Origin of the sequence: Rhizobium sp. C104 (assembly GCF_022354505.1) — a bacterium.
Classification (GTDB): domain Bacteria; phylum Pseudomonadota; class Alphaproteobacteria; order Rhizobiales; family Rhizobiaceae; genus Rhizobium; species Rhizobium redzepovicii.
The window spans coordinates 1,627,255-1,642,294 of the sequence record NZ_CP092348.1 but is presented as its reverse complement, the minus strand read 5'-3'; the positions used below and the strand labels follow the sequence as shown (position 1 = coordinate 1,642,294).

Annotated in this window: 20 protein-coding genes; 16 read left to right on the top strand and 4 right to left on the bottom strand. The window is 59.7% G+C overall.

Annotated features, from left to right (window positions below; genetic code table 11):
* Window position 1 precedes the first annotated feature (1 nt).
* The 9 genes from MF410_RS09280 (at window position 2) to MF410_RS09250 (ending at window position 7,706) form a co-directional block, all read left to right on the top strand.
* Complete coding sequence (locus tag MF410_RS09280; RefSeq protein ID WP_097625306.1) at window positions 2-1,438, top strand: NAD-dependent succinate-semialdehyde dehydrogenase; 1,437 nt, start codon at window positions 2-4, stop codon at window positions 1,436-1,438.
* Between the two features lie 11 nt (window positions 1,439-1,449).
* Window positions 1,450-2,259 carry an aldolase/citrate lyase family protein gene (locus MF410_RS09275; protein WP_097625307.1) on the top strand — a complete coding sequence of 270 codons (810 nt, stop codon included), beginning with the start codon at window positions 1,450-1,452 and terminating at the stop codon, window positions 2,257-2,259.
* The gene (locus MF410_RS36600) at window positions 2,259-2,852 is read left to right on the top strand and encodes an NAD(P)-dependent oxidoreductase (protein ID WP_275593029.1); all 594 of its coding nucleotides are present in this window, start codon (window positions 2,259-2,261) and stop codon (window positions 2,850-2,852) included. The genes MF410_RS09275 and MF410_RS36600 overlap by 1 nt, the downstream gene beginning before the upstream one ends.
* Complete coding sequence (locus MF410_RS36595) at window positions 2,749-3,225, top strand: NAD(P)-dependent oxidoreductase (RefSeq protein ID WP_345774730.1); 477 nt, start codon at window positions 2,749-2,751, stop codon at window positions 3,223-3,225. The genes MF410_RS36600 and MF410_RS36595 overlap by 104 nt, the downstream gene beginning before the upstream one ends.
* 286 nt (window positions 3,226-3,511) lie before the next feature.
* Window positions 3,512-4,006: a substrate-binding domain-containing protein gene (locus MF410_RS36590; RefSeq protein WP_275593027.1), complete on the top strand. Its 495-nt coding sequence runs from the start codon at window positions 3,512-3,514 to the stop codon at window positions 4,004-4,006.
* The gene (locus MF410_RS09265) at window positions 3,915-4,589 is read left to right on the top strand and encodes a substrate-binding domain-containing protein (RefSeq protein ID WP_275593033.1); all 675 of its coding nucleotides are present in this window, start codon (window positions 3,915-3,917) and stop codon (window positions 4,587-4,589) included. The genes MF410_RS36590 and MF410_RS09265 overlap by 92 nt, the downstream gene beginning before the upstream one ends.
* 76 nt (window positions 4,590-4,665) lie before the next feature.
* Window positions 4,666-5,481 carry an ATP-binding cassette domain-containing protein gene (locus MF410_RS09260; protein WP_239620333.1) on the top strand — a complete coding sequence of 272 codons (816 nt, stop codon included), beginning with the start codon at window positions 4,666-4,668 and terminating at the stop codon, window positions 5,479-5,481.
* A 34-nt stretch (window positions 5,482-5,515) separates the two neighbouring features.
* Window positions 5,516-6,715 (top strand): ABC transporter permease, encoded by a 1,200-nt coding sequence (locus MF410_RS09255; protein WP_097625311.1) that lies wholly within the window; start codon window positions 5,516-5,518, stop codon window positions 6,713-6,715.
* 118 nt (window positions 6,716-6,833) lie between these two features.
* The gene (locus MF410_RS09250; RefSeq protein ID WP_097625312.1) at window positions 6,834-7,706 is read left to right on the top strand and encodes a MurR/RpiR family transcriptional regulator; all 873 of its coding nucleotides are present in this window, start codon (window positions 6,834-6,836) and stop codon (window positions 7,704-7,706) included.
* A gap of 64 nt (window positions 7,707-7,770) precedes the next feature.
* Here MF410_RS09250 and radC read toward each other — a convergent pair whose 3' ends face one another.
* Window positions 7,771-8,598 (bottom strand): DNA repair protein RadC, encoded by an 828-nt coding sequence (radC, locus tag MF410_RS09245; protein ID WP_097625463.1) that lies wholly within the window; start codon window positions 8,596-8,598, stop codon window positions 7,771-7,773.
* A gap of 7 nt (window positions 8,599-8,605) precedes the next feature.
* On the bottom strand, window positions 8,606-9,442 hold the full coding sequence (gene map, locus MF410_RS09240; protein WP_097625313.1) for a type I methionyl aminopeptidase: 837 nt from the start codon (window positions 9,440-9,442) through the stop codon (window positions 8,606-8,608).
* A 248-nt stretch (window positions 9,443-9,690) separates the two neighbouring features.
* Here map and MF410_RS09235 point away from each other — a divergent pair, with 248 nt between their 5' ends.
* The 3 genes from MF410_RS09235 (at window position 9,691) to MF410_RS09225 (ending at window position 10,982) form a co-directional block, all read left to right on the top strand.
* Entirely contained in the window at window positions 9,691-10,350 is a 660-nt protein-coding gene (locus MF410_RS09235) for a TetR/AcrR family transcriptional regulator (RefSeq protein WP_097625314.1), read from the top strand.
* Between the two features lie 132 nt (window positions 10,351-10,482).
* The gene (locus MF410_RS09230) at window positions 10,483-10,656 is read left to right on the top strand and encodes a hypothetical protein (protein ID WP_003586917.1); all 174 of its coding nucleotides are present in this window, start codon (window positions 10,483-10,485) and stop codon (window positions 10,654-10,656) included.
* Window positions 10,653-10,982, top strand: a complete 330-nt coding sequence (locus MF410_RS09225; RefSeq protein ID WP_097625315.1) for a DUF6105 family protein — start codon at window positions 10,653-10,655, stop codon at window positions 10,980-10,982. Before MF410_RS09230 ends, MF410_RS09225 begins: the two co-directional genes overlap by 4 nt.
* Here MF410_RS09225 and ruvX read toward each other — a convergent pair.
* Window positions 10,922-11,413, bottom strand: a complete 492-nt coding sequence (gene ruvX / locus MF410_RS09220) for a Holliday junction resolvase RuvX (RefSeq protein ID WP_097625316.1) — start codon at window positions 11,411-11,413, stop codon at window positions 10,922-10,924. The two genes, MF410_RS09225 and ruvX, sit on opposite strands and share 61 nt — an antisense overlap.
* Before the next feature lie 227 nt (window positions 11,414-11,640).
* Between ruvX and MF410_RS09215 the strand changes: the two genes are divergently transcribed.
* The 4 genes from MF410_RS09215 to MF410_RS09200 all read left to right on the top strand — a co-directional run bounded on the left by MF410_RS09215 (window position 11,641) and on the right by MF410_RS09200 (window position 14,619).
* Window positions 11,641-12,345: a metal-dependent hydrolase gene (locus MF410_RS09215; protein ID WP_097625317.1), complete on the top strand. Its 705-nt coding sequence runs from the start codon at window positions 11,641-11,643 to the stop codon at window positions 12,343-12,345.
* A gap of 69 nt (window positions 12,346-12,414) precedes the next feature.
* Complete coding sequence (gene gatC, locus MF410_RS09210; RefSeq protein ID WP_003578934.1) at window positions 12,415-12,702, top strand: Asp-tRNA(Asn)/Glu-tRNA(Gln) amidotransferase subunit GatC; 288 nt, start codon at window positions 12,415-12,417, stop codon at window positions 12,700-12,702.
* A gap of 57 nt (window positions 12,703-12,759) precedes the next feature.
* Complete coding sequence (gatA, locus tag MF410_RS09205) at window positions 12,760-14,241, top strand: Asp-tRNA(Asn)/Glu-tRNA(Gln) amidotransferase subunit GatA (RefSeq protein WP_097625318.1); 1,482 nt, start codon at window positions 12,760-12,762, stop codon at window positions 14,239-14,241.
* 102 nt (window positions 14,242-14,343) lie between these two features.
* The gene (locus MF410_RS09200; RefSeq protein WP_097625319.1) at window positions 14,344-14,619 is read left to right on the top strand and encodes a hypothetical protein; all 276 of its coding nucleotides are present in this window, start codon (window positions 14,344-14,346) and stop codon (window positions 14,617-14,619) included.
* A 48-nt stretch (window positions 14,620-14,667) separates the two neighbouring features.
* Here the strand turns inward: MF410_RS09200 and MF410_RS09195 are convergent, their stop codons facing one another.
* Entirely contained in the window at window positions 14,668-14,925 is a 258-nt protein-coding gene (locus tag MF410_RS09195) for a YjhX family toxin (RefSeq protein WP_003586907.1), read from the bottom strand.
* Window positions 14,926-15,040 lie beyond the last annotated feature (115 nt).

Below are 15,040 nucleotides of genomic sequence, written 5' to 3'. Positions count from 1 at the left end.
CATGTATCAGAAGTTTGGACTCTATATCGACGGCAACTGGCGCCGTGCCTCCGACGGCGCAACGGCTGACGTCCTAAGCCCCGTCACTCAGAGCGCTCTTGGCGCAGTTCCCGTAGCGACGACCGCCGACACGCAGGAAACCCTGGCTGCAGCCAGCAAAGGCTTCGCGGCTTGGCGGACGACGGCCGCTTTCGCACGTGCCGACGCCCTGCATCGGATTGCCGACGAGATGCTCCGCCGTGCCGATGAGGCGAAAAGGATGATTTCCGCCGAGACCGGCAAGCCGATCGCGCAGTCAGAGCGCGAATGGGGACTGTCCATCGATCAGTTTCGGTGGTTCGCGGAAGAGGCACGCCGCATCTATGGCCGGATCATTGAATCGCGCGTGCCGGGTGGTCGCTTCGAGGTGTCACGTGAGCCGGTCGGCATCGTTGGCGCCTTTACCGCTTGGAATTTTCCCGCGGCACTCGTCGCGCGCAAGGCGGCACCGGCGCTTGCGGCGGGTTGTGCAATCATTATCAGACCTTCGACCCAGACGCCGGGCGTTGCCATGGTCATGGTCGATTGCATGCGGGCGGGCAACTTGCCCGATGGCGTCGTCAATCTCGTCGTCGGTCCGACAGCGACGACCTACGTGCCAATCATGGCGGACAAGTCGGTGCGCAAGGTGTCCCTGACCGGCTCGACACGCGTTGGTCAGCAGATGATCCGCGATGCCGCCGATACAGTGAAGAAAGTATCGATGGAACTCGGCGGCAACGCTCCGCTGATCGTCTATGACGACGCCGATCTCGAGCTCGCACTGAACGTGTCCGTGCCGACAAAGTTTGCAAATGCTGGCCAGGTTTGCGTGACCCCGGATCGCTTCTTCGTGCATGAACGCTTGCACGACGCGTTTGTTGACGGGTTCGTTTCCCGCACAAACGCGCTCAAACTCGGCGACGGCCTCGATCCTTCCGTGCAAATGGGGCCTCTGATCAATGGCGGACGCCTATCGGAGATTGAGTCGATTGTCTCGGATGCTGTGAAAGCAGGTGCGCACGTTGCGGCGGGCGGCGAACGCGCGTCGGAATTCAACGCTGGTCATTTCTACAAGCCAACCGTTCTGACCAATGTCACCGACGATATGAAAGTCTTCGCCGACGAGAATTTTGGCCCCATTGCCGCAATCACACGGTTTAACGAGGAGGATGAAGTTCTTTCGCGCGCCAACGCTTCAGACATGGGACTGTCGGCCTACGCTTTTACCCGGTCGCCGGATCGGGCGCGGCGAACGGTATCGGCGCTGAAGGCAGGGATGGTCGGTATTAACAGCTTTGCGCTGGCGGCGTCCGAGGCACCGTTTGGCGGCACCAACCATTCCGGCATGGGCAGAGAGGGCGGGATTGAAGGCATTGGCGACTATCTCGACACCAAGCTTGCCCAGATCGTGTTTTGAGGGCTGCCGGTATGATCAAGAACAGGTTGAAGGAAATCTGGGCTCAAGGTCGCCCCTCGATCAATGGTTGGCTGTCAATCGGCAATGCGTTCACGGCGGAGATCATGGCAGCTCAAGGCTATGACTCAGTGTCGATCGACATCCAGCATGGTGCGCTGGACTACGGTTCGGTGCTGCCGATGTTTCAGGCCATGCGCGCCTCCGGTGTCGTGCCAATGGCACGCGTGCCTTGGCTGGAGCCCGGCATTATCATGAAGGTGCTGGATGCAGGCGCCTATGGCGTGATCTGCCCGATGGTCAACACTGCCGTACAGGCGGCCGAATTCGTCAGCTATCTACGCTATCCGCCTCACGGTCAGCGCAGTTTCGGGCCGACACGCGTCAGCTTCGCCGCCGGGCCGAACTATGCGGCTGAGGCGAATGGAGAAGTCCTTGCTTTCGCCATGGTCGAAACCAAGCAAGCGATGGAGAACCTCGATGCAATTGCCGCAACGCCACGGTTGGATGGCATTTATGTCGGTCCAGCCGATCTGACCTTCAGTTTGACCGACGGTCGGCTTGCGCCGGCCTTCGATCGCGAAGAGCCGGAAATGATCGACGCTCTCCAGCGCATCGTCGCTGTTTGCAAGAAGAATAGAATTCGCGCCGCCCTTCATTGCGGCACGCCGGAATATGCCGCCCGCGCCATTCAGTGGGGTTTCGATATGACAACTGTGTCCGGCGACACCAGACTGTTGGCGGCTGCAGCGGCGGCGAGCGTCGCGAAGTTCCGCGACCTCGTAGGACAGACGGCGGGTATAGCTGAAAAGGGGGCCTACTGATGCCCCATATTCTCATTGCGGGAAAGTTGCATCCGTCAGGCATGGCGCTCTTGAAAAGCGCTCCGGGCGTGACGTTCGACTACGTGGAAGAAGTGTCGGAGCAATCCTATCATCCATTTATCAGCAAGGCTGACGCCCTGGTGTTGCGCACGCAGCCGCTTTCAGCATCGACTGTTGCGAATGCGGACCGCTTAAAGATCGTCTCACGCCATGGCGTTGGATACGATGCCGTACATCTGGCATCGCTCAATGAAAGAGGCATTGCACTTGCAGTAGTCGGCGACGTGAATTCGGTGTCGGTGGCGGAACACGCCATGATGTTGATCCTGTCGGCGGCGAAACGGGTTCTTCGCGGCGATCGTGCCGTGCGCAATCCATCGGAATGGGGATGGCGGAATCGGCTGGAGGCGGAAGAGATTTCGGGAAAGCGCCTGCTGATCATCGGGTTCGGTCGCATTGGGCGTCATCTCTCCAGAATGGCCGCCGGCTTTGGCATGGAGATCCGAGCTTTTGATCCTTATCTGCAGGCCCAAGGCTGGCCCGGGGGCGGTCTTGCCCGAGGGCAGCCTCCTCAATGGCCTTCGGTGGGCTGACGTAGTCTCGGTCAATGTTCCAAAGGCCGATCGACCGATAATAGCCAAAGATGAACTTGCCGCGATGAACCCCGGTGCCATCCTCGTCAATACAGCCCGCGGTGGTGTTGTCGATGAGGCAGCTTTGATCGAAGCACTGCAATCCGGTCGTCTCGGCGCAGCAGGGCTCGACGTTTTTGACGACGAACCACCATCTGAGGATTGCCGCCTTCTAGCATTCGATCAGGTGGTGCTGTCACCGCATATCGCCGGACTGACCCGTGAATGCGGTGAGCGGATGGCCGTAGCATCGGTTCAAAATGTGCTCGATTTTTTTGCCGGAAGAATAGATCCGAGCCTCGTTGTGAACGCCCAGTACTTGCAAGCGACCTAGGCCAGCAAGCCGATAAGTTACAATCTGAATGTTGTGAGGGCCTGGCTTCCGCGCCCACGAAATTCTATGCGTAACTAGCAATGAAAATTGCACGTATTAAAAATGACATTAAGCATTGAAATATGGTTTGACTCAGTGATTATTGCTGATTAGTTTATTTTGCAATGGTTGTTGCAATTGAGGTTCTCGACAGCAATCATGGGCAGGCAGAAGTTTGGCGCTGGGAGGCGTCGTTCCTAGAAAATCTGTCGGTCCTGGATGCACTTTGTTCCATGGGAGGTAAGAGATGGAACGTCTGATCCGTGGCCTTATGGCCACAACAGTTATCGCAGTCGCAATGGGCGGCGTGGCAGTCGCGCAGGACAAGGCGAAAGTCTTCTTCTTGTTGCCAAATCAAACGACAATTCGCTTCGAAAGCCGCGATGCGCCGTTCTTCGTTCAGGCGATGAAGGAAAAGGCGCCCGACGTTGAAGTCGTGGTTCAGAATGCGCAGGGCGATCCCAATAAACAGCAGGCTCAGGTCGAAGATGCGATCGCTCAGGGGGCAAAGGTCATTCTGCTCACGTCTGCAGACGCGAACCTTGCCGCCGGTGAGCTTGCCGCGGCGGCCAAGGCGAATGTTCCTGTCGTTCTCTACGATCACGATGCTGTCGGCGGAAAGGCCGAAGCCCACATCGTCTTCGAACTCGCTGGCGGTTGGTCAGGCGCAGGGCAAACGCGCTGCGGAACTGATCAAGGCCATGTCGAAATCGCCGGTCAAGGTTGCACGCGTCAAGGGTAACCAGGGCGAGTACGGCACCGGGCAATACGAAAAAGGCCAGAATGAATTTCTTCAGCCGCTGATCGACTCCGGAAAGGTCAAGGTCGTTTGCGAACAGTACACGCAGAACTGGGATCCGGTGCTGGCTCAGAACTTCGCCGAAGATTGCCTGACGAAGAATGGTGGCGACGTCGACGTCTTTCTCGGCATGAATGACGGCACTACCGGTGGGTCTGTTGCGGCGCTGATCTCCCAGGGAGCAAAGCCGGGAGAGAAGCTCGTCACCGGCGGCCAGGATGCCACGGTAGAGGCGCTCCGCTACATCGCGCAAGGCTGGCAGGACAACTCCGTTCTCAAGGACCTGAAGGTCCAGGCAAACGAAGCCGCGGAAGTCGTCGCATCGATCGTTGCGGGCAAGGGGGTGCCGAAAGACCTGGTCAACGGCAAGGTCAACAACACCTTCATGGACGTCCCGGCCGTGTTCCTGCCGGTGAGCAACATCACGAAGGACAATCTTGGCGACGTGGTCTCGAAAAGCGTTTGGACCTGGGCAGAAATCTGCAAAGGCATCGAAACGGCCGACGTCTGCAAGAAAAATCTTTAATTTGATCGGTTGTTGCGGGGGAGGGCGGCGCGGCCGTCTTCCTCCGTTGCAGGATCAAGACCCTTCCGAGGATGACATGACCGTGACCGATTCAGGGCGTTCACAGGATAAAGCCCTTTCAACCAAAAAGTCTGTTCCGCTCATTTCGATGCGCAACATTCACAAATCGTTCGGCTCGGTTCACGCCCTGCGAGGAGCCTCCGTTGAAGTCCATGCCGGCGAAATCGTCGCGATGGTGGGCGATAACGGCGCGGGTAAATCGACGCTCGTGAAGGTGATGGCAGGCGTCTACGCGGCTGACTCCGGAGAATATGAGATCGAAGGTAAGCCGGTTACGATCCGAACCCCGGCGGATGCCACTGCGCAAGGCATTGCGACGGTCTATCAGGATCTTGCGCTCTGCAACAATCTGGACGCTGTCCAGAATCTGTTTCTCGGTCGTGAATTGACCGGCTCGGGCATTTTCGGCCGCCGCATCCGCCGCGCGGAATGCGAAGTGCGCGCCCGCGAAGTCATGACGAGAATGCGTCTGGGCAACCTTTCGCTGACCCGGCCCGTTGGCGCCATGTCCGGCGGCCAACGTCAGAACATCGCGATAGCAAGATCCATTCTTTGGAAGCCCAAGGTGGTCATCCTCGACGAGCCCACCGCAGCCCTTAGCCACTCGGCGGCGCAACAGGTCGCAGACCTTATCCGCGGCCTGGCCGATGATGGACTGGGTATCGTCATTGTCAGTCACGACATCCACCACTTTGTCGTGAATTCGACCGACCGCATCGAAGTCATGCGACTTGGCGCGAATGCGGCGAGCTTTCACTCCAAGGATGTGACCGGGGAAATGGTCGTCAACGCGATGGTCGGCGGCAACGAGGGTGTCAATCTTGCCGGCTGACCAGAACTCTTTCCATAGTCAAGGAACGAATACCATGGCCTCCATCTCCACAACCGCCGCGCCGAAGCGACGCACTTTCGGAGAGCTTCTCAACAGCGATCTGCGGGCGCTGCCCGTGGTCATCGCGCTGATCGCGCTGTGGATCTTCTTTGCCACTCAGAGCGATATTTTCCTCACGCCGCGAAATCTATCGAACCTGCTTCAGCAATCGACGGTCGTCGGCATGATGGCGCTCGGTTTGATGTTTGTCCTCCTGGTTAAGGAGATCGATCTTTCGATCGCGGCAATACATGGGGTCACGGCAGTCTTCAGCGCAAAGCTGATCGTCGATTATGGTTTCTCGCCCTGGCTGGCGCTGCCTGTTGCAATTGTGATCGGCGCAGCGATCGGGTCTTGTTCCGCGCGGTGGGTAAACTGGGTGGGAGTGCCATCGTTCGTCGTCACCCTGGGCCTGGGGCTTGCACTCAACGGCATTCAATTGCTTCTGCTTCCTGCGACCGCGCGTTATGCCTTGATGGGGACAGGGGTTGAATACATAGCGCAGACGACTGTCGCAGGCGCCAGCGCCTGGATCGCCTGGGCAGTTGGGTTGATACTGCTCGGAGGGTTGATTTTTTCTGGCGTCGTCCGGCGACAGCGAGCAGGCCTTGAAGTATCGATTCTTCATAGCGTGCTGCTTCCTCTCCTCGGAGCAGGCATTCTGGGGGCACTGGTTGTGCTCGTCCTCAATGCCAGTCAAGGCATTCCGTTGCCCGTTCTGATCTTTGTGTTTCTCCTTGGTATCGGCGGCTATGTCTTAGGCGAAACTCAATTCGGCCTTTATCTATATGCGGTTGGAAATAATGACGAAGCGGCACGCCGAGCCGGCATCAACGTGCCACTCATTCGAATGGCTGCCTTTGCAATCGCCGGCGGTATTGCGGCAATTGCTGGGATCGTTGCATCGTCGAGAACTCTCGGCGTCGGTGTCTTCTCTGGCGGCGGCGTCGGCGGTGGAACACTGTTGCTGGAATCAATCGCGGCGGCGGTCATCGGTGGCGTGAGCCTGTTCGGGGGGCGAGGCGCTATCCACGCAGCACTCTTGGGAGCCCTGGTCATCGGCACGGTCCAAAACGGCCTTAATCTCATGGGTGTGGAGAACGAAGTTCGTCTGATCGTCACCGGGCTTCTGCTGGTCCTCGCCGTTTCCATAGACAAGATCATTGAAAAGCTGACGGGACAACAGTCCTTTTGATCTTGCGCTGCAAGGGTTGCGGGCGGCTCCGGTAGCCGCCCGGCAAGGCAGATCGATTTGACATTGCCAATCTTTTGCTGTTCAGCGCATGATGCAATGAGATTTGCAGGTTTAGGAAATGGCGAAGATCGAACCACCGCGAGATTACGAGGAATTCATTCGTCTGGTTCATGACCGCTACGGCGACATGAGCAAAACCTATCAGAAAATCTCAGTCTATCTTACCCAGAGCCCGAATGATGTGGCAGTCCTCTCTGTCAATGCGATCGCGGAGCGCTGTGGCATTCACGCCTCCAGCTTCGTCCGTTTCGCCCAGTACCTCGGCTATGAGGGCTTCAAGGATCTGCAAGGCTTGTTTCAGCGCCGGCTCTCCACCGCCGCTCCTGGTTTCGAAGCGCGAAAGAAGGCATTGGAGACGGAGCTCGGTGCGCGGACGGATAGAAGCGAGGCGGGATTCCTTCGCGACCTCGTGGTGCGCGATATAGCGTCCTTACAGGACATTCTTGCGCAAATTTCCGGTGAGGACTTGGCCACAGCGGTCGACCTTCTGGAAAAAAGCGAGACAATCTTCTTAATCGGTCAGCTGCGTTCAGCGCCAGTGGTTGAATTGCTACGGTACGTTCTTACCATGCTTGGAAAGCGATGTGTTCTTCTCGACCCAGGTGGTGGGCTTGCCACATATATGGGGCGTACGATGAAGGATACGGATCTCCTCTTTGCCGTATCGTTTCGTTTCTATGCGACTGAAGTTGTGAACGTGGTGGAAGATGCGGCCGCCCGGGGCATTTCTATCGTCGCCATTTCCGACAGCACACTTTCACCTTTGGCCAAGTCTGCGACGGTTCTCTTCCCTGTCCCGGAGCATGAATACACGTTCTCGCGCTCTCTTGCTGCTCCGATGTGCCTGGCCCAGGCTTTGACTGTTGCGTTGGCAAGCCGCCTCCAGGGCAGCAAGGATGATCCTCGTATTCCGATCGTTACCGGACAATAGCGCGCCCATTTCCCTCAAAATCCAATCCGTCGATTCGACTGCCGCTTCCGCCGGCCCTGTGCTTTCAGATCAGCTTCAGCCCCTTCAGGCTGACATGGCCGTCCTTGCCGATGATGACGTGGTCGTGGACGGTGATATCGAGCGCCTTGGCCGCCTCGATGATCACCTTGGTCATGTCGATGTCGGCACGTGAGGGCGTCGGGTCGCCGGACGGGTGGTTGTGGACGAGGATGATCGCCGTTGCCGAAAGCTCGAGCGCGCGCTTGACCACTTCGCGCGGATAGACCGGCGTATGGTCGACCGTGCCGCGGCCCTGCACCTCGTCGGCGATCAGCACATTGCGCTTGTCGAGGAAGAGGATGCGGAATTGTTCGCGGGTCTCGTGCGCCATGGCGGCGTGGCAGTATTGAATGACCGAAGACCAGGAGGAGAGCACCTGCTTGCTTCTGATCTCGCTTTTCAGCGTCCGGTGGGCCACCGTCGAGATCAGTTTCAGGTCGAGCGCCACGGCCTCGCCGACGCCCTTCACCTCGGTCAGCAGCGCCGCCGGCGCGCCAAAAACGCCGGAAAGCGAGCCGAAGCGTTCGATCAGCGCCTTGGCGATCGGCTTGGTGTCGCGCCGCGGGATCAGGCGAAAAAGCAGGAGTTCAAGGATTTCATAGTCGGCAAGGGCGATGTCGCCCTGTTCGCGGAAGCGGTCACGCAGCCGCTCGCGATGGCCGTGATAATGCTCCTGAGCGGCGAGCGAAGCGGGCAGGGCGGCCTTGGCGTTCGGCGCGGCCGGTTTTTGCGGCTGTCCGCCGAAGAACGAGCGTTCGTCGGCGGCAACAGGCTCTTCGGTCTCAAAAGGCAGCTCGTCGTCGGAAGATGTCGCAACCGGCCTCTTCGCCATCGGATCGTCACCCGGCAAACGATGGCAAGCCCGGGCGGTCGAGCCCGCCTGGCGACAGCGTAAAGATCTCGCAGCCGTCGGAGGTGACGCCGATGGTGTGTTCGTACTGCGCCGAAAGCGACCGGTCGCGGGTGACCGCCGTCCAGCCGTCGGCCAGCACCTTCACATGCGGCCGGCCGAGATTGATCATCGGCTCGATGGTGAAGATCATGCCTTCGCGCAGTTCCGGCCCTTCATTGGCGCGGCCGTAATGCAGGATATTCGGTGAATCGTGGAACAGCCGGCCGACGCCGTGGCCGCAGAAATCGCGCACCACCGAACAACGCTCGGCCTCGGCATAGGTCTGGATCGCCTCGCCGATTGCGCCGGTGCGGGCGCCGGGCCTGACGGCGGAAATGCCGCGCATCAGCGATTCATAGGTGACCTCGAGCAGTCGCTCGGCGGCGCGCTTGATCGTTCCCACCGGATACATCCGGCTGGAATCGCCGTGCCAGCCGTCGAGCACGAAGGTGACGTCGATATTGACGATATCGCCCTCACGCAGCGGCTTGTCGTTCGGAATGCCGTGGCAGACAACGTGGTTGATCGAGGTGCAGGTCGATTTGGTGTAGCCGCGATAATTCAGCGTCGCCGGGTGGGCGCCGTGATCCATGCCGAAATCGAAGACGAACCGGTCGATGTCATCGGTCACCAGCCCCGGCTTGACGATGTCGGCCAGCGCATCGAGGCAGCGCGCCGTCAGCTGGCATGCCCTGCGCATGCCTTCGAATGCTTGCGCGTCGTAAAGCCGGATGGCGCCCGTATTCTTCGAGGGCGCGGAAGAGGCTTCGATATAGTTCACCATTGCAGGGCCTTAGCGGAGAATATTAGAATTGTTCATAATGTAGCTATGCCGGGTTCGTCCATCGCGATCAACCGTCGGGACGAGATTTCTCAGCAGATCCTAATCGCATAGCGGGCAGCCTCCCGCATCGGCTCATCGTCAAATCCTCGGACAGGATGGAATATCCACAATCTTCTCAAGAGGATAGGATTGATTGCATGAAGCCTCCTCGCTACTCACCGATTGGTGACAGTGGGGAAGGGTCGTTCGTGCTTGATGAAGCGGTAAAACTTGAAAATTTGCCTGAGGCCGGCGGCGAGCCGGAGCGGCGAGTGCGCGATCGGGGCGCCACCGAGCGCGCCATCCTTGCCGCCGCCAAGGGATTGCTGGCCGAGGAGGGCTTCCAGAATTTCGGCATCAATGCGGTCGCCCGCCGCGCCGGTTGCGACAAGCAGCTGATCTATCGTTATTACGGCGGTCTTGACGGTCTGGTCGAGGCGATCGGCGCCGATCTCGGCACTTGGGTGAAGGATCGCATTCCCGAAGATGCCGGCGGCATGTTCCTGTTGACCTATGGCGACCTGATGGAGCGGCTGTCGCTTCTCCTGCTCGACGCTTTGAGAAACGATCCGCTGATGCGCCGCATCCTCGCCTGGGAGATATCTGAGAACACCGAGCAGGTGAGGCGGCTTTCCGAAGCGCGTTCGAAGGCTTTGGCTCTCTGGCTGGAGCGCATGCGCGGCTCGCTGGCGCCGCCGAAAGGTGTTGATGCCGCGGCCGTCAATGCCGTCATCATCGCCGCGATCCAGCATCTCGTGCTTGCCGCAGCAAGCGGCGGGCAGTGCGCCGGTCTGTCGCTGAAGACGCCGAAGGACTGGGAGAAGGCGGCGATGGCGCTGAAGCGCATCGTGCGCGGCGTCTACGGCTGACAGCTCATTCATCCACAGGCAGCGGCTGCCGCGTTAACCTTAATGAATGGTTTACGTTGCCTGGCCTGGGTTAACCCGACAGTGTGAAGGGGAGCAGAGATGGAATGAGTAAGAGCCCCCGAGTTGACATCAATGGGAACCAGGATCGCCAAAGCCGCCTTTCTCGTGACTGCGATGATGTTCTTCGCGGTCCTGGCGCTGGATATCGCAATTCCGACGCTGGTGCTGTGCATCATGGCATTGTCGACCCGGTTGGTTTCCCTCGATCTGCCCGTCGCGCGCAAGCATGGAGGTGAGGCCGCATGAAGTGGTTTCTGATCTTCTGGGCCGGCCCCATCGTCTTTCTGGGCGGATGGTACTGGCTCTCCTATTACGACATGAATTTCGGCATCTTCATGCTGTCGCGGCAGGTCCATGACCTGACGTTCCAGCTCTATGGCGAGGCGCTCGGCATTCCGCCGGAAAACATTCCGCCGCTCGTTGCCCGCGCCATCGCCGTCGACAGTCTCGTCGTCTTCGCCATCCTCGGCTTCCGGAAACGCAGGTCGATCGTCGCCTGGTGGAAGGCGCGTCAGCTGAATTCGTCTCCATCGGATCTCGCCAGCAAGGAAAGCCTGTCGAGCGCGCCTTGAAGGATGAAGCTCGCGGCGGCCGAATCGATCCGTTCGGCCCGTTTGGCGCGCGAGACGTCCATTTCGAGCAGCGTCCGTTCAGCCGCCACCGTCGATAACCGCTCGTCCCAGTAGACAAAGGGCAGCGCCGTCTTCTGCTCCATATTGCGCACGAAGGCGCGCGTCGCCTGCACCCGCGGACCTGCCGATCCGTCCATGTTCATCGGCAGACCGATGACGAAACCCGCGACCTTTTCCGATTGTGCAAAATCCATGAGCGCCTGCGCATCGATGGTGAACTTGACGCGCCGGATCACCGGGCGGGGCGTGGCGAAACGCCGCCCGAGATCGGACATCGAAAGCCCGATCGTCTTGGTGCCGAGATCGAGGCCGGCAATGGCCTGCCGCGGGGCAAGCGTCTCGGCCATTTCCTCGATCGTCAGCACCGTCATCGCCATTTCATCCCGTCAAAAGAAATTGAAGTCGCCACCGCTTTTCTTTGCGGCCGCATGAGATATGTCCATAGAGCATGATGCCGAAAAGTGTGAGCGGTTTTCTCATGACATCATGCTCCAATTGTTTGATTGAGATGCGGATTCAGATTTTAGGCAGATCCGGCCTGAAATCATCTGGACCTTCCCGAACGGGCTTTTGCATCACGTAATAAAGGAGAGATTTGATGAAGATCACCTGGCTTGGCCATTCCGCCTTCCGCATCGAGATCGGAAAAGCGACGATCCTGCTCGATCCGTTCCTCAGCCATAACGCTTCCTTCTCCGGCCAGGATATCAAGGATGTCTCTGCAGGCGTTACTCATATCCTGCTGACGCATGGGCACGGCGACCATGTCGGCGATACAGTGGCGCTTGCCAAGGAAACCGGCGCCGTCGTTCTCGCCAATGCCGATCTTGCCGCCTGGCTCGGCTCCAAGGGTCTCGACAGGCTCGAGATGGGCAATACCGGCGGCACGATCGCGCTCGGCAGTTTCTCGGCGACCTTCACCAATGCGCTGCACTCGTCTGCCCAGATCACCGAAGACGGCGTCTCGCATGCGCTCGGCAATGCCAACGGCCTGATGCTGCATTTCGAGGATGAAGCCTCGATCCTCGCCATGGGTGATACCGACATCTTCGCCGACATGGCGCTGATCAATGAGTTGCACCAGCCCGATATCGGCCTCGTGCCGATCGGCGACCGCTTCACCATGGGCGGCGCCGTGGCGGCCCTTGCCTGCCGGCGCTATTTCAACTTTAAGACCGCGATTCCCTGCCATTACGGCACCTTCCCGATCATCGAGCAGACGGCCGATAAATTCGTTGCCGGCATGGAGGGATCGAAGACGGATGTGAAGGCGCTGAAGCCCGCGGAGAGCCTGTCGATCTGACGAAATCCCGTTGCACCGGGCGGACATGGCCTTTATAGCGGGTAGGAAAAATCCCATCCGGAGAATGCCATGTCCGTCGACCTTGCCACCGTGAAGCGCGTTGCCCACCTTGCCCGTATTGCCGTCTCCGAGGACGAGGCAAATCGCATGGTCGGCGAGCTGAACGGTATCCTGGGCTTCGTCGAGCAGCTCTCCGAAGTCAATGTCGATGGCGTCGAAGCGATGACATCCGTCACCCCGATGGCGATGAAGAAGCGGACGGATGAGGTGACCGACGGCAGCAAGGCCGCCGATATCGTTGCCAATGCGCCCGTCACCGATCACAATTTCTTCCTGGTGCCGAAAGTCGTCGAATAGGGCTTCAAGCCTCTTTCCGACCCCTGTTGCCATTTTCAGATCTGAAGCGAAAACATCATGAGCGAACTCACCAGCCTGACCATTGCCGAAGCCCGCCGCAAGCTGCGCGCCAAGGAAATCACCGCACTCGAACTGACCGAGGCCTATATCTCGGCGATCGATGCGGCCAATGGTCATCTTAACGCCTATATCAAGGTGACGCCGGATCTCGCCCGCCTGATGGCGAAGAACTCCGACGAGCGCATCGCTGCCGGCAAGGCCGGCGAACTCGAAGGCATCCCGCTCGGCATCAAGGATCTCTTTGCCACGGTAGGCGTCCACACCCAAGCCTGCAGCCATATTCTCGATGGTTTCGAGCCGCGCTATGAATCGACCGTCACGCAGAACCTCTGGGATGACGGCGCCGTCATGCTCGGCAAGCTGAATATGGACGAGTTCGCCATGGGCTCCTCCAACGAGACCTCGCATTATGGCGCGGTGATCAACCCCTGGCGTGCAGCAGGGTCCAACCAGCAGCTCGTTCCCGGCGGCTCCTCCGGCGGCTCGGCCGCGGCCGTTGCCGCGCATCTTTGCGCCGGCGCCACCGCAACCGATACCGGCGGCTCGATCCGCCAGCCCGCCGCCTTTACCGGCACCGTCGGCATCAAGCCGACCTATGGCCGCTGCTCACGCTGGGGCACCGTCGCCTTCGCCTCCTCGCTCGACCAGGCGGGCCCGATCGCCCGTGACGTGCGCGATGCCGCCATCCTTCTGAAGTCGATGGCCAGCGTCGACGCCAAGGACACGACGTCGGTCGATCTGCCCGTTCCGGATTATGAGGCAGCCCTTGGTCAGTCGCTGAAGGGCATGAAGATCGGCATTCCAAGCGAATACCGGGTCGACGGCATGCCTGAGGAGATCGAGACCCTCTGGCGTCAGGGCATCGCCTGGCTGAAGGATGCCGGCGCCGAAATCGTCGACATCACGCTGCCGCACACCAAATACGCACTTCCGGCCTATTACATCGTCGCTCCGGCCGAGGCATCATCGAATCTGGCGCGGTACGACGGCGTGCGCTACGGCCTGCGCGTCGACGGCAAGGATATCGTCGACATGTACGAGAAGACGCGCGCCGCCGGCTTTGGCCAGGAAGTCAAGCGCCGTATCATGATCGGCACCTATGTGCTGTCGGCCGGTTATTACGACGCCTATTATATCCGCGCCCAGAAGGTCCGCACGCTGATCAAGCGCGATTTCGAACTCGCCTTCGACGCCGGCGTCGACGCCATCCTGACGCCGGCAACCCCGTCGTCCGCCTTCGGCGTCGCCGATGAGAACCTCGCTGCCGACCCGGTGAAGATGTATCTGAACGACATCTTCACCGTCACGGTCAACATGGCCGGCCTGCCTGGTATCGCCGTGCCCGCCGGTCTCGACCAGAAGGGCCTGCCGCTCGGCCTGCAGCTGATCGGCAAGCCCTTCGACGAGGAAACCCTCTTCAAGACTGCTCACGTCATCGAGCAGGCAGCCGGCCGGTTCACGCCGGCCAAGTGGTGGTAACAGGCCGCACGATCCCGCTCTTCCAGAGCATGGGCGTCGAATGCGAAAAGGTGCATCTTAAGAAGCTGTTGGCTGATCGATAACGGGAATCAGGAGGAGCGTGTGGCGACCAATGATCTTGCGCGATTGATCGAGGCAACTGATCGCCTTGCAGCCGGCGGCTTCACCATGGGCGCGGATTGGCAGGCGGTTCACGAAATCTGTCAGCGCCACGAGGGCGAGCAACCGTTCGATTGGGGCCATGCGCTCTGCCATCGCATCGAAGGCGACGACTGGAATGCCGACTACTGGTATCGCCGCGCCGGCAAGCGACGCGGCACGGGCACGATGGCCGAGGAATGGTCGGCGATGCGGACGGAACTCTCTGCAAAGGCCTGAGACTAGTCCTGACCGCGCCGTTCGAGACGCGGCCAGGATGGTTGGTTGCTATCTGTTGTTCAGCTGCGACCTGACCAGCTTCAGCCCTCTTTCGGTGATCCGGTAGGGCTGGCCACTGGAGGACTTGATCGCTCTCAGCCGCTTCAGCCTGCGGAAGAGATCGAGGTCGACGCCGGGATAGAGCCAGCCATCGCGGGTGAAGCAGCTGACCGCCTCGATCTTCCTGTCGTCGTCGCGGGAAATTTCGATGCGGCCGCCTTGGGCCATGAGATGCAGGATGCGCTGCTCCGTGCGGGAAATGTCCATCTGTTGAGATCCGGTATCGCGCCCGGCAGGGCGCACAAAAACGATCTGGCGCTCCTTCGAACGTCAGGGCTTCGTTTTTTCGGGCCATGCGCGCAAGCGGACTTGCGGGCAGGGC